The organism is Cytobacillus oceanisediminis, assembly GCF_004366035.1.
In the GTDB taxonomy this organism is placed as follows: Bacteria; Bacillota; Bacilli; order Bacillales; family Cytobacillaceae; genus Cytobacillus; species Cytobacillus oceanisediminis_C.
The window spans coordinates 292,603-307,345 of the sequence record NZ_SOEE01000008.1 but is presented as its reverse complement, the minus strand read 5'-3'; the positions used below and the strand labels follow the sequence as shown (position 1 = coordinate 307,345).

Genomic DNA, 14,743 nt, shown 5'->3' with positions numbered 1-14,743 from the left:
AGGGCTTTCGTTATTCACTTTTAGCATAGAAGTGATCTAGATGATTCTGTAATGCAGTTTTTGTATTTTCAAGTTCTGCCTCATCCAGCTTATAGTAGTAAGCCCCTCCATTTCCCCAATAATCCTCACCGGATAATGTCAGTGACTCAATAGAAAGTGAATCCTTTATGCCGAACTCTGCTAAATATTTTATTTCCCCGAATACTAAATCTGTTTTCATATTGGAGCCGACGGATTTAAACACATCATCATATTTGGAAATAGAGCCAACAGATGCAGCTCGATTAATAACTGATTTAATGATTTCCTGCTGGCGTTTTCCTCTCTCAATATCGTTATCAAGCTTCCTTGTTCTCGCAAGGGCGAGTGCTTCTTCGCCATTTAAGATTTGCGGGCCAGCTTCAAGCTGGATTGCACCTGCTCTATCCTTTGAATCTTGTTCGCTGAATGCGTATGGGACTTCTATATTAATACCACCTAAGGCATCAACAACATCTATTAGTACATTAAAATTGACACTCACATAGTAATCAATTGGTACTTCAAAAAGGTTCTCAACCGTTTCAATGGTTGCTTTGGGGCCTCCAAATGCGTGTGCGTGATTAATCCTTGTTTCGTAACCCACTTCGGGGATATAAACGTATGAATCTCGTGGAATACTAAGGAGTTTTACAGAACGTTCATCCTGATTTACTGTCGCGAGCATTAGGGCATCAGTTCTTGAGTTCCCTCCAAACCCTCTTTTTTCGCTGTCATCAATCCCCATAATTAATACTGAGAAATTATCTTTATCAATTTTAACTGCCTCTTCCCGTATGGGAGACTTTTCTCTTCCTTCAATTGCTTCATAAGAAACTTCCATGGATTGTTTGAAATCGTTATATAATGTCGCACCATAAAAAACACCTGCAGAAATTAACAGCAATAAAGGTATCAAAATAAAAAAAACAATACGCCTTCTTTTCTTTTTTCTTCTTTCGTTAAGAACATTTCTTGTAAACATTAAATGTTGCTCCTTATTATAACCTAGGGTTAATTTATATTTTTTCAAGGCATACTCACCATTTTACTATTTTTTTACCAGATGGTAAATTCCCTTTGCGGATTTGCTAAAGGTAATTTTTATATTGGAAAATTTAACCTCAGGAATAAAAATGAAAAAAGTTGACAAAATTTTCTTCGCTTTATGCTACAATATGACAAGAATAAACAAAATTGGGGGAAAAAGAACAACAATGTTCAAAAGATTACTTTATTGCTTTTCGATCCTGGCCGTTGCTTTTGTTTTTGTGATAACACCAAACCAAAAAGGTTTGGCAGCTGCTTTGAAGGATATACCAGCAAAGTATGCGACTGAGATTAATTACCTAATTGATCGAAAGGTAATAACAGGATATCCTGATGGCACATTCCGTCCAAGTGTGGAGGTAACAAGAGAAGAAGCCGCGACCATGATTGGAAGAGCGCTAGGGCTAAATGGAACCCAGCGTGCCGTTTCATTCAGCGATGTAAAGAAAGATTCCTATGCATCCGGCTATATTCAGTCAGCGGTTGACCGGGGAATTATTACTGGCTATGATGATGGAACTTTCCGCCCAAAAGAAAAGATTACTAGAGGAGAAATGGCTTATTTGTTAAAAAGAGCCTTTTCACTAAGCAAGACGAGCAATATTTTCTTCTCGGATGTTCCAACAAGCGGAACTCAGTATACTGCCATTAATGCTATTGTGACTGCGGGTCTTGCTAATGGATATCCGGATGGAAGCTTTAAACCAAAGGCTCCCATTATACGATCAGAATTCTCGCTTTTAGTTGCAAGAGGGCTGAATACATCTTTTCGTGTAACATATGAGGCGAAATCTGTCGGTAACAGAATTGTTACTGCTACTTCCTTAAATGTTAGGAGCGGCCCTGGAACTCAGTATGCCACAATAGGATCCTACAAACAGGGTACAACAATTGCAATTTACCAGACGATTGGTGACTGGGTTTATTCTTCATATGGCAGCTTAAAAGGTTATGTACATAGGGATTACCTGGCAATCCCTTCTAATAAAAAAATTATTGCCATCGATCCAGGTCATGGAGGCTCAGACCCGGGAGCTGTAGGCTTCGGGCTTAAAGAAAAAGATGTTACCCTTTCTGTTTCTTTGAAGTTAAAAAAGCTTCTTGAACAAAAAGGTGTCCAGGTCGTGATGACACGTACAACAGATACTTATGTTTCACTGGACAAAAGAGTCGAGATTGGTGTAAATGGAAATGCAGATACATTCGTTAGCATTCATGCTAATGCTTCTGTCTATGATAGTGCTAATGGCACTGAAACCTATTATAGTACTGCAGGCACCAGGAGCGAAAGCAGCAAGCAGCTTGCCACTTTTATTCAAAACCGATTATATAAAGCCATTGGTACAAACAACCGGGGCGTAAAAAATGCAGATTTCAGGGTGATTTATACAAATCCTCTGCCAGCAACCCTAGTGGAATTAGGTTTTATTACAAATAAAACAGATTCAGCAAAATTGGCTTCAGATACATATAGAAATAAAATGGCAGAAGCAATTGCTTTAGGAATAGTAGATTATTATAATTGGAAGAATTAAGAAACGGACGTTCTTGTCCGTTTTCTTTTATAATAGAGTTTTCGCTTCAAAAGGAAATAGACAGTAACACTCTAGCAAAACTAATTAATGGGGAGCGGGCTCTATGAAAAGATTATTTTTATTCATATTTTTGTTTGTTCTTATTATACCTCTGACTGTTTCTGCGGAAGAGAAAGAAGAACGGATTATTCTTACCTTTGATGAAAAAATAGATTACGAGCTTTTAAAGCATCCTTCAATAGAGGTTCATCATGTTTTTGAAGAATATTCAGCTGTTTCACTAACTATTCCTTCAACTGAGAGGGAATGGATAAAAAAAAGTCCAGCAGTTAAAAGGATTGATCCAGACCCTGAAGTTAGAACAGAGTCAACCCCTCAAATGGAGTCTTGGGGGTATAAGTCTGTAAAGGCGGATGTTTCAAAGTCAGTGGGATTAACCGGTAAAGGTGTTAAAGTTGGGGTCATTGATACTGGCATTAAGGTTGATCATCCCGATTTAAAGGTTACTGGCGGAATTTCATTTGTTGGTGATCAATCTTCTTATAATGATGATGAAGGGCATGGAACCCATGTAGCAGGAATTATTGGAGCACAGGATAACAGCTTTGGGACTGTAGGGGTTGCACCATCAGTTAAGCTCTATGCCATAAAGTCTTTGGACAGTTCAGGTTTAGGCAATCAATCTGATATTGTTGCAGGTATAGATTGGGCCATAAAGCAAGATCTGGACATCATCAATCTGAGTGTTACTGCAAACCAGGGTTCCTACTTATTGCAGCAGGTTATTGATAGAGCTTATTCAAAGGGAATTATGATCGTGGCTGCTTCTGGTAATGCTCTTACGCCATTATCCAGTACGACAGATGTCTTGTTTCCTGCGAGGTATCCAAGTGTAATTGCGGTGGGATCTGTTGATGCAAAGAAAGTGAAATCATCCTTTTCTTATTTCGGACCTTCTTTGGAGTTAGTTGCACCAGGGGAAGATGTATTTAGCACTTATAGCGGCTATGTTGATGGTGTTTGGCAGGATTATGCCATCATGGACGGGACATCAATGGCAGCACCATATGTCGCAGGAATAGCAGCGTTATACAAGCAAGCATATCCGGAAAAGAGCCATAAAGAAATACGTATCCTTATGCAGAATTCGGCAATTGATTTAGGAAAAAAAGGAAAAGATTCGGATTATGGTTATGGAATGGTACAGGCGCCACATAAACTTGCTGCAAATGTTTTTCCTGATATTAAGGGTGGTATCTGGTATGAGGATGAAGTATCGTATCTATATTCCAAAAACCTGATAACGGGTTATGAGAATGGATATTTTTACCCCAATAAGCCGGTTTCAAGGGCAGAAGCCATTACGATGATCGGCAGGGCGCTCAACCTTTCAGGAGACTTAAAATTAACGCGCTACAGTGATGTGCCGGATGCACATTACGCCTCAGGATATATAGAAACAGCTAGCAGTAAAGGGATTGTAAGTGGATTTCCTGATGGAACCTTCAAACCCCGTAATGCCATCATTCGAGGTGATGCTGCCATAATGCTGGATAACGCTTTCAGCTTTGCAGGAGATGTCACTGGGAAATTTTCTGATGTGAAAGAGAATAAGCATTATTATAAAGCCGTATACTCTGTATATAGTTCCGGAATCGCCACAGGTTATCCTGATGGAACCTTCAAACCGGAAAGTAATATTACCAGAGCTGAATTTGCAGTATTGCTTGCAAGGGCACTCGAACCTTCATTTAGATAAAAAAGAAGCGAATGGCAATGTCGCCATTCGCTTCTTTTTAATTATTTTTGTAAAGCGTTGTATAAGAACTGTGAGAATTCCGCTCTGCTAGTTTGTTTTGATGCTTTAAAAGTCTGGTCAGAATATCCTGTTGCGATTTCATTTTGAGTCAATTTTTGAATATCAGCATAAGCCCAATGACTTTTGGGAAGATCATTATATTGAGTAGCTTGTCCGTTCTGGCTTTTCAATTCAAAAACCCTTGCAAAAAGTGCTGCGATTTCCGCCCTGGTAATTGGCTCATCCGGTTTAAACTTGTTGCCATCATAACCGGTAAAGAAGTTATGTTCTGTCGCTGCTGCGATATGGCCGTAGGCCCAATGGCTTTTTGCTACATCAGAATATGGTGCTGCTTTTGAAGCTTTTAAATTAAACGTTTCACTTAGCATTTTTGCTACTTCAGATCTTTTAATTGTGTTACCTGGTTTGAATAGGCTTCCGGCATAACCGTTAATAATTCCCTGTTTACTTAAGGATGTGATAGCAGGATAAGCCCAGTTATTTTTCGCAACATCATAGTATTCACCGTCAGAAAGCACTCTTGAAGGCACAACAGGTTCTTCAGCCTTTTCCTCAATTACCCTGCGGGCAGTTACATAGCGGCTGCCCCAGTAGTATGGATCGTTTAAGCTGTCAATTTTAATCCCTTTGGAAGAAGTTGCTGAGATGAATTGGTTATTGCCTATGTATATTCCAGCGTGTGAAATGGATGATGAAGTAGTTTTAAAGAATACAAGGTCACCTGCCAGTAAATTGGACTTGCTTACAGCTTTCCCAACTGTAGCTTGCTGTGCAGAGGTTCTAGGCAGTGAAATATTAAATTGATTAAATACATAAAGAATAAAACCGGAGCAATCAAAACCGCTTGGAGTGGTTCCACCCCACTTGTATGGTACACCTAGCTGCTCTTTCCCAGCAGCTGCTATCTTCTTCCCCAGGTCTTCGTTTGCAAAACTCACCGGAGCCAGTAAAAAGATAGCTAAGAAGAAAGATGTAATCGACAAAATTATCTTTTTCCCCATTTAAATCCTCCCTAAACCTGTTTTTCGACTTTATTTGACTCAATGCTATCATAATAAACTGGTAATATATTTTACATTTTTGTAACAAATGGGAAAAATAGCATATTTTTTAGGGAATGATAGATAAGAGAAAAGCCGCCCGTATGCAACAGGCGGCTTCGCAAATTATTCTGCTGGGCTGTCTTGCCCAGTTTTCAAATCTTCCTTTTTTGTGTTGTCTTCCAGTTCAGTCGAAGATTGGCTTTCAGAATTGCTTGGTTCCTCTTGCTCTTGAGAATTTGTCATCTCATCCTCGGGAGCTGTTATGCTTCGCTCGGTTTCTTCATTAGCATTCTGCAATTCTTTTTGTGTAGTATCTTCTGCTCTACTATCTGTATCTTCGACTACTATTTCTTCAGAAGCTCCGTTCTCAGCTACAGGCAACTCACTTTTAACTTCTTTTTCATCCTTGACTTCAGTTGTCGTAACCTCTTTTTCGGAAGGAGGGGCCTGAAGAACCCTTGCAAGGAGTGCTGCAAATTCCGCTCGCTGAATCGGATGGTCAGGTTTATAGGTACCATCCGGGTACCCTCCGGCAAAACCATTCGAGGCAAGGATAGAAATGGCTTCATAAGCCCAGTGCCGTTCCTTTACATCAGGGAAAGACTCATTGCCTTTTCTTTCAAGATCAAAGGCATTAACCAATAGCATCGCCATTTCAGCTCTTGTTAATGTTCTCTCAGGATTAAAGCGGCCATCTGGTGTTCCCTGCATTATCTCATTGTGGAAAACAGCTGCTATCTGTTTATAGAACTGATGGTTCGGCTTCACGTCCGGGAAATTCGGATCAGGCAGATTTTCAGTATTAAGGCCCAGTGAACGGACCAAGAATGCCGCAGCTTCTGCTCTGGAAATATTCTTGGCTACACCAAATGTACCATCCGGATATCCATTGGTAATTTTGCGGTCTTTTAAATAGCCTATCGGTTTTTCTGCCCAATGGCCAACTGTATCAATAAACGTGCTTGTATAGGTCACTTTAATCTGTGCGGGTTTGCTTACATTTCCATCCATATCTGTTGAGGTAACATTTAAAATTGTTTCAGCTGGCTGGGCCGGTATTTTGATTTTAAATTGGCCGGCATCATTTGTTTTAGCTTCACCCAATACTGCATTTCCTTTCTTTACAACAACAGTGGAATTCAATTCGCTTTTTCCTGTTACTGTTAATGTAACATCGCTTACCGGATTGACTGTCGGTACTTCAGGCGGAGTAGTATCAGCAGGCGGTGATGTAATTAATGCTGTAAAAGTTGCCTGATCCCAGCCAACTTTTGCACCCAGTGCTTCAGATACGAAGCGCAGGGGAATTAGCGTTCTATTGTTTAAGACAAGCGGGGCCACATCCAGTGTTTTTGAGATTCCATTGACTTTTGCCGTTTTTGATCCAATTTTCAGTTCCACGATTGTTGTGCCTTTTCTGGCTGTAATTGTATTAGTGGCCTGGGACCATTCTACGGAAGCACCAAGTTTTTCGAATACACCTCTTACAGGGACCATCGTGCGGCCATCAATGTAAAGGGCGGGCTGATCAAAGGCTATCAATTTGCCATCAATCTTTACATTCACTTCTTTTGGCTTTGGTTTTCCTCCGCGGGCTAGGTAAAGCTTGTAGCCTTCACTAGCTGTGTATAGTCCGACATATTTATTCTGGCTCCAAATTTTATCGAATTGTGAGAGCGGCACATGAGTATTTCCCGCATAAGTGCCCAGTTCCGGCGTAAAGCCCGGCCTTCCGTATTTTTGAACGAACCAGTCTGTATAGCCTCCTCCGGACGGATTGGAAATAGGTTTAACAAGGCTGTATCCAGTGTATTGGCCAATTTTTTTTGCGTATGCCTCATCACGTTTGAAAATTGACCCTGACTGGTGGAAATACCAATAAAGAATTTGTCCGCTGGTGTGGTATGCTACAGACATCTCAGGGTCAATTTCCTTTGTGAATTTAACGATTGCTTTTGTTTCAGAGGCTTGTTCCGGTGCCGACCCTTTATGGTTGCTCCAGCGCGGTGATGGGTAGTTATTTCTGATATTTTTCCAATCAGCATTATATTGCCGGTTCAAATCAATGCCTTTTGCATTCGCTTTCCATCGTTTGAAATTAGTGCTTCCTTCATTCATTTTAATTAATGAGCTATGTATGCTTTTGGGGAATTTGCTTAATCCTGATTGCTGGAGTGTAACTCCATCAGGATTAACCATCGGAACAAACCAAATGGTTGTTTCATCCAAGACCTTTTTTACATTATAGCCTCCAAAGGATTGATTGGCTTTGTGCATTTTTGCATATTGTTCAAGCATGTACATATTAAGGTTGGTTGAAATCCATTCCCTTGCATGGTGCGAGCCGTTTATAAATGTTTTTGCGTTTCCAGTCCCCAATGACACTGCGTAAATTTGCCTTCCGTATTCACTTGTGCCAATGGTTTTATATTTGATAATATCCGGGTAGCGATCAGCCAAAGCCTTAATATCACGAACCATTTCTTCATATGTATAGGTTTGTTTCGGGTTCATAATATCCGCAGCTCTTCCCTCATTAGGCTTCATGAGCAGCAAGGCTATACAAATGACGAAAGCTAAAATTAATTTTTGTTTCACCGTATCCCTCCTTCTAGTCTTTTAATATTATACAATTATTCTGATAGGTTGCTATCTTTAATTTTACAGGTTTCAACAAAATTTTTATGAAAAAATTGGCATAAGGAAAATTTCCAGTATCTTTACTTCACTAGATTAATATATGGTATATTCAACATTGTTCACCATATATTGCTAAATTGGAGTGAGAAGGTTTGATTAGAAAATTAGCGGGTATATTAATATTTTGTCTGTTTTTGCAGCAATTTGCCGCAACAGCCAGTGAGGCTGCTTTTGATAACATGATTTCAGGCAGTAAAGTAAGAGTGTCCCCAGGTGTACTTTATGAAAAATCGCATTACTCATCTGGTTCCTCTTACGAAGCTGTTAATCTTTTAAATATAAATTTAAATGATACATATACAAAGGTAGGGATCGGTGTTCCCAACCCCATTAATACATTGAAAACAACAACCAGCATGGCGAGGGAGAATAGTTATGCCGGACATAAAGTGGTGGGGGCCACAAATGCTTCCTTTTTTATGGGAAACGGTCTCCCTGCCAATCTTTTGGCCAAGAAAAATGAAATTATAAATTATGGCATTCTAGGTGAGAATTTTGAGAGTCCTACCCAAGAGCCGGTTGCCTTTGGCATCACAAAATCAGGAAAGGCGATAGCGGACTACTATTCTGCCAGCCTATCTTTTACAGTTAACGGAAATACCTATAAGATTGACCGTATTAATAATGTAAGAACTGAGAATACAACAGTACTATACAATCCTTCGCAAAAAACAACTGGAACAAACCAATGGGGCATGGAGATTATCGTTGGCAACGCCTCAAAGGATACAAAAAAATTGCATTTCGGGGATAGCTTTACGGGGAAAATCTTTAAAACAACTTCATTTGCCCATCCAGGAGATTCAGTAATTCCTGAGGACGGGTTTGTTATTTCCGTTCAAAATAAAGAACTGGCAGAACAGTTAACTAAACTGCAGCCAGGTGTGGAAATTGGTGTGCAATTATCCATCGATCCAAAATGGCACGATGCGCAATTTATTTTAGCAGCTGGACCGTTGCTTGTGAAAGACGGAAAAGTAAATATTTCAATGCCATTATCTTCTTCCTTTGCAGCTTCGCGTCAGCCTCGAACAGCTGTTGCCGTTGATTCTACAGGCACTCGTATATTTCTTGTTACGATCGATGGAAGGCAAAGCGGATACAGTAATGGCACAAGTCTGAAAGACCTTGCATCCTATCTGATTTCGAAAGGGGCAGCGTCAGCGATTAACCTTGATGGGGGCGGATCGACTGCAATGGCTGTTACGATGCCGGGTACTTCTTACCCTGTATTGGTAAATAAGCCGTCCGATGGGTATGAAAATAAAGTTTCGGCTATTTTACAGGCCGTATACACAGGAAATCTGGCAGATATGATTTATAAGGATATTAAAGCGAGTGCCTGGTATTATGATGCTGTGCAAACTTTAAATAATGAGGGCCTTGTTACGGGATATCCAGATGGTACCTTTAGGCCTGCCAATTCCATAACCCGTGCCGAAACGGCAGCCATTATTGCCAGAGAATTGAATCTGAAGGCAACTGCAGATTCAAATTTCACAGATGTAAACAAAACGCATTACGCATTTTCTGATATCGCAGCTGCTGCAGAGAAGGGAATTTTCATCGGAAGGGAAGAAGGAAAATTCGTGCCTGAAGGAAAGCTTAGCCGTGCAGAAATGGCTGTTATTCTAGAGAGAGCATATGAATTGACCGGTAAAAGCTCTATGTCATTTAAGGACTTAAAACAGGATCACTGGGCATACGACTCCATAAGTGCCCTGGCTGCAAATCACCTGGTCGAAGGTTATCCTGATCAAACTTTCAGGCCTGGTAACGAAATATCCCGTGCGGAATTTGCTTCCTTTTTAGATAGAGTTATCGCTAATTAGTTCTTAATTCAAAGAAGCGCCAAAATTAACTGGTGCTTCTTTTTTAATGAAAGATGAACTCCTTATTATACTTAATATTTATTGCAAAACGTTTAAGTTAATGTTAAGTAATGTTACAATATAGTAAATAAGTAAATATTAGGGAGTTTAGTATGAAGAAAAGTTTATCTTGGTTTATTGCCTTAGCCTTTATTGCCTTAGCTGGATATCAGTTCTACAAACATAAAGCCGTCCCTGTGGCTCAAAATATTAGTCAGAATCCAATAGAGGAATATGAAGCGCCAAATTTGCCAGAACATCTAGAAGATAAATATGATGTCATTGTTATTGGCGGCGAACCAGAAGGGGTAGCTGCTGCAGTTTCTGCTGCCCGAAATGGTGCAAAAACTCTATTGGTCGAGAATAGAGCTGAATTAGGCGGGTTATTTACATACGGAATGTTAAATTTCCTTGATATCCCTCAAGGAGAAAATGGAAAATCAGTCAGCAAGGGAATATATGAGGAATGGCATAAGCTTGTAGGCGGCGATAATGCTTTTGGCATACTGGAAGCCAAATCAGCGTTTAAGAATCTGGTTGATAAAGAGCACAATTTAACACTTGCTATTGAAACAGAGGTAGTGGAATCGAAAAAAGAATTAAGTAATCTTTATGCTGTGACTTTAAAAAATGAATATGGCGAACAGACTGTATCGGGGAAAATCTTTATTGACGCAACTCAAGATGCCGACTTTGCTGCCATGTCAGGTGCCCCCTACTTTACTGGAGGAGAGGATATAGGCATTAAAGATAAGAAAATGGCTGTCACGTTAATGCTCCACTTAAAGAATGTGGATTGGAGTAAAGTGAAGGAAACGGCAAAGTCACAGAAATTTGGTTATGCAGAAGTGACTGAAAGTGTTGCCTGGGGGTTTTCCGATCTGCATTATAGTTATAAACCCCGAGAGAAGAGTACGAGATTAAGAGGTTTAAACCTGGTTAAAGTAGAAGATGAATATTTCATCAATGCTTTGCAGATTTTTGGAATCGATGGATTAAGTGAGGAATCAAAAAGGGAAGCGATTGAAAAGGGCAAAAGGGAAACGGAGCATATACTCAGCTATTTGCAAAAAGAATTCCCAGGATTTAAACATGCGGAAATCGCCAGCCATCCAACTGAACTTTACGTAAGGGAAACTAGGCATATCTGGGCGGAATACCAGCTATCCATGTCGGATGTTTGGACGAATAGAGACCATTGGGACAATATTGGCTTTGGGGCATATCCAGTAGATGTGCAGGCTCAAACACCTCAAGATTATGGTTATGTATTGTCTGATCCAAAACAGTATGCCATCCCGTTCAGGTCACTTGTCCCTTTGGAGGTTGAAGGATTACTTATCGTTGGACGATCAGCAGGTTTCTCATCACTTGCAGCAGGCAGCGCAAGGGTGGTGCCAACAGGCATGGTTGCCGGTGAGGCAGCAGGAGCTGCTGCGGCTCTCGCCATCAATAATGAAATCACTCCCCGAGAGCTAAGCAAAGATAAAAAAATGATAGATAAACTTAGAGAGACGCTGGCAAGGCAAGGAGCGTTTGTGGATCATATTAAAACGGATTATCCATATGAGGAAGAATGGTATGATCAATCTATTCAAACTCTAATGAATTATGGACTCGTTGTTGGCGGCTATTCCAATGATTTAAAGGTAGATGAACCAGTTTGGAGACACAGCTTTGCTAACATGCTAAAGGGTGCTATTCAGCGTGCGAACCCTGAAAAATTTAAGGAGCTTCAAAATAGACTGGAAATGGTTTATGCCGGTGAATTCGGAAAAGCAAACAGCCCAATCCAAAGGGATGACATTGAAAGTATATTAAAAGAAGTATTTTATGAGGGGGATCAGGAGGTCAATTGGGCTCGTCTGACAGAAGATGATGTTATTTCTGAGGACACGGTAAGTAGAATTCAGAAAAACAAAGAGTTAACTTCAAAAGAAGTTTATGCCATTGTTGCTTCTGTGATTGAATATGTAAAAGAAAACTAAAAAAAACGCGGGCTTCCTTTATGGGGAGCCCGTGTTTTTTAGCGTTGTGGCAAGCTGTTCATATAATCGTCCGAAAGCTTTAAAAGCTTCATAATACGGTCGTAATCATTCTGGTACTGACTAAATTCTGCAAGGGGTTCGCCAGTTTGAATAGTAAAAGCTTCGCCATCCGTAAACCCTTCGGCTGGTTTAAAGGCAATTTCATTATTAAAGAAGGAACCATAAGGCATATAGTATCTCATGCCAAATAGATTATCCGGATAATTAACGATATCCTGTCCAAAGTAAACATAGTTTTCCAGTGAAAGGCCTATAAGATTTGCCAGAGTCGGCAGCATATCGATTTGACTGCCCGGATTCTCAATCACTTCAGTGGTATTCTGTCCTGGAACAGAAATAATTAAAGGAATATTGAACTGGTCAAGGAACGTATAATCGTGCCCCGTAATCTCTTTTAGCAAGGCAAAATCACTTTCTTTCAGTCCGCTCGGCTGCAGCCCGAAATGGTCTCCATACAAAACAAAAATTGTATCTTCCCACATGCCTTCATTCTTCAGGTTCTGTACAAATTCCTGAAGAGTCTTATCGGTATAGTGGATCGCTTGTAAATAATCACCTACAAGAGTCCCTTTATACCGATCAGGCAAACGAACAGGTTGTTTTTCTGCAGGAATCTTAAAGGGGTGATGGCTTGATAACGTTACAAATTGTGCATAAAACTTTTGGTCCTTATTATGGAGCTTCTTAAGTTCTGGCAGTGCTTTCGAATAGAGAACTTCATCTGAGGGCCCTATACCAATTACATCTTTATTGCCAAAGAACCTTATATCGTAATATTGATCAAATCCCAATGCAGGATATAAATTGTTTCTGCTCCAGAAGCTTACGTCATTGGCATGGAAGGTTAATGACTTATATTCTTCTCCCTTTAAAAGCTTAGCAAAACTTGGAATAACCCTGTCACCGAATGTTTCGGAAGTCGCTGTCCAAGGAGCAGAGTAGAGTGAGGTATTAAAGATAAACTCAGCATCAGAAGTATTACCGGGTCCAATTTGCTGATATACATTTGGAAAATAAAGGCTATCCTTAATCAGTTCATTTAAAAATGGCGTGATTTCTACTCCATCCACCTTTAGGTTTAATGGAAATACCTGAAAGGCTTCTGCTTGGATGACAATAATATTCTTATCCTTTGCAATCCCCGAGTATTTCAGCTCATCTTCTGGCAGCGTGCTGATTTGCTTTATTTCTTTTATTTGATTGGGAAGCTCTTTTTGCTGTGTTGCTGTCAAGGCTGGTACATTTTCAGCAGTTACCTTTTCTTTGACAGCCAAGATTTCATAATTCAAGATTCCTTGTTTTTCTGCTGCCAGCACAGTATTGGCAATATTGGTATCCTTTTGTGAAAAAATATTAATGGAAATTAAAATAAATCCTAATAAAATAATAGGTATAAAAAGCTTGAATCTTTGGTGGAATGCACTAATCTCTAACGTTCCTTTCTTTTGGAACAGAATAAATAGGATGATAATTATTATAAAGTCAGCAAAAAGTGCTAAATAAACAGGGCTTAGCAGTTGCATTACACTGTCCTTTATAGTTCCGACTTGGTCGATTTGTGAAAAAGCATGGATTGTAACAATGTAGCCAAAGTAATCAAAATAAATTAAAATAGCCAGAAGCAATAAAGAAAATATAAAGTTTACCAGTATGTAAACTGATTTTTTCAACGTTTGAAACGGAATTAACTCTATTAATCCAAGGATAAATAGAAGGTAACCAATTTCCAAAAAAATCGTCTTTGGCAAATTGTTTTCATCAAACATAATCTCTCTAACTAAGAAAAACTTTAATAAAAGCACCATGGCAAAGAATATAAAGAGCAGGTAATGATTTAGTTTTAGTTTTGCGAACAAATAACCACATCCAATTAAATAAGTCATATTTAATAATTGTAAATTATTTTCATATTACATGAGATTTAAAATATTGTAAATTGATCTTCTAAAAGAGAGATACAAAAAAGCCAACTGAAATTAACATTCAGTTGGCTAAAATTATCCATTATGAACTAGGTGTAAATCATTTTTGATTTTAGTAGTGGAAATTCCGACAGTTCTAGGTAAATAGATTACCTCGCAGTAATCCTTCAGAAAATCAAACTTTCCTTTCCAGTCATCACCCATTACGAAGGTATCGATATTATTAGTGATTATATCATCAATCTTCTGTTCCCAGCAATTTTCAGGAATAACCCTGTCAACATATATAATAGACTCTAGAATTAGCTTTCTATTTTCATAACTATGATAGGCCTGCTTATTTTTTAATTCATTAAAACTATCCGTGGAAATAGCAACAGTCAAATGGTCGCCAAGATCTTTAGCTCTTTTTAATATATTTATATGACCATAATGGAGCAAATCGAATGTTCCGTAAGTAATCACTTTTTTCATTCTAACTCTCCTATTCTGTACTATAGTCACTTTAACAATAAATTTACACAAAATCAATATTATCTAAATAATATAGTTTTACAATTAGGTTAAAATCGGGAATATTATGCTTTTATTTACAAGTGTAAAAAAAACAAATTCATGTTACAGTAATGCTATAGTTCAATGCTAAAAAACATTTTACTTCTTTATTTACAAAAGAGCAACATAGAATCCTTTTTACCAAAATCACAGGACTTCTAAACCTTTATTATCTATAGTTA

9 protein-coding genes are annotated in these 14,743 nt (G+C 39.0%); 4 read left to right on the top strand and 5 right to left on the bottom strand.

The window, feature by feature from the left end; translation table 11 throughout:
• Positions 1–10 precede the first annotated feature (10 nt).
• Positions 11–1,003 (bottom strand): LCP family protein, encoded by a 993-nt coding sequence (locus DFO72_RS20990; protein ID WP_113883839.1) that lies wholly within the window; start codon positions 1,001–1,003, stop codon positions 11–13.
• Positions 1,004–1,235: 232 nt separating this feature from the next.
• On the opposite strand from DFO72_RS20990, the gene DFO72_RS20985 reads away from it, so the two are divergent.
• Together DFO72_RS20985 and DFO72_RS20980 are read left to right on the top strand one after the other, a co-directional pair.
• On the top strand, positions 1,236–2,603 hold the full coding sequence (locus tag DFO72_RS20985) for an N-acetylmuramoyl-L-alanine amidase (protein ID WP_113883864.1): 1,368 nt from the start codon (positions 1,236–1,238) through the stop codon (positions 2,601–2,603).
• A gap of 103 nt (positions 2,604–2,706) precedes the next feature.
• A complete protein-coding gene (locus DFO72_RS20980) occupies positions 2,707–4,362 on the top strand; it encodes a S8 family peptidase (protein ID WP_113883838.1) in 1,656 nt (551 codons plus the stop codon).
• Between the two features lie 41 nt (positions 4,363–4,403).
• Here DFO72_RS20980 and DFO72_RS20975 read toward each other — a convergent pair whose 3' ends face one another.
• Positions 4,404–5,423, bottom strand: a complete 1,020-nt coding sequence (locus tag DFO72_RS20975; protein WP_113883837.1) for a C40 family peptidase — start codon at positions 5,421–5,423, stop codon at positions 4,404–4,406.
• Between the two features lie 165 nt (positions 5,424–5,588).
• Positions 5,589–8,063: an S-layer homology domain-containing protein gene (locus DFO72_RS20970; protein ID WP_113883836.1), complete on the bottom strand. Its 2,475-nt coding sequence runs from the start codon at positions 8,061–8,063 to the stop codon at positions 5,589–5,591.
• A 194-nt stretch (positions 8,064–8,257) separates the two neighbouring features.
• Here DFO72_RS20970 and DFO72_RS20965 point away from each other — a divergent pair, with 194 nt between their 5' ends.
• Both DFO72_RS20965 and DFO72_RS20960 read left to right on the top strand, forming a co-directional pair.
• Positions 8,258–9,997 (top strand): S-layer homology domain-containing protein, encoded by a 1,740-nt coding sequence (locus DFO72_RS20965; RefSeq protein ID WP_243856224.1) that lies wholly within the window; start codon positions 8,258–8,260, stop codon positions 9,995–9,997.
• Between the two features lie 152 nt (positions 9,998–10,149).
• Positions 10,150–12,024, top strand: a complete 1,875-nt coding sequence (locus tag DFO72_RS20960) for an FAD-dependent oxidoreductase (protein ID WP_113883835.1) — start codon at positions 10,150–10,152, stop codon at positions 12,022–12,024.
• Between the two features lie 38 nt (positions 12,025–12,062).
• Here the strand turns inward: DFO72_RS20960 and DFO72_RS20955 are convergent, their stop codons facing one another.
• A complete protein-coding gene (locus tag DFO72_RS20955; RefSeq protein ID WP_166672528.1) occupies positions 12,063–13,940 on the bottom strand; it encodes an LTA synthase family protein in 1,878 nt (625 codons plus the stop codon).
• Between the two features lie 141 nt (positions 13,941–14,081).
• Positions 14,082–14,480 (bottom strand): glycerol-3-phosphate cytidylyltransferase, encoded by a 399-nt coding sequence (gene tagD, locus DFO72_RS20950; protein ID WP_113883833.1) that lies wholly within the window; start codon positions 14,478–14,480, stop codon positions 14,082–14,084.
• Positions 14,481–14,743: the final 263 nt, after the last annotated feature.

Excerpts from the sequence above, each read along its gene's own strand:
- DFO72_RS20990 (WP_113883839.1), bottom strand. The coding sequence starts at position 1,003 with ATGTTTACAAGAAATGTTCTTAACGAAAGAAGAAAAAAGAAAAGAAGG.
- DFO72_RS20985 (WP_113883864.1), top strand. The coding sequence starts at position 1,236 with ATGTTCAAAAGATTACTTTATTGCTTTTCGATCCTGGCCGTTGCTTTT.
- DFO72_RS20980 (WP_113883838.1), top strand. The coding sequence starts at position 2,707 with ATGAAAAGATTATTTTTATTCATATTTTTGTTTGTTCTTATTATACCT.
- DFO72_RS20975 (WP_113883837.1), bottom strand. The coding sequence starts at position 5,423 with ATGGGGAAAAAGATAATTTTGTCGATTACATCTTTCTTCTTAGCTATC.
- DFO72_RS20960 (WP_113883835.1), top strand. The coding sequence starts at position 10,150 with ATGAAGAAAAGTTTATCTTGGTTTATTGCCTTAGCCTTTATTGCCTTA.
- tagD (WP_113883833.1), bottom strand. The coding sequence starts at position 14,480 with ATGAAAAAAGTGATTACTTACGGAACATTCGATTTGCTCCATTATGGT.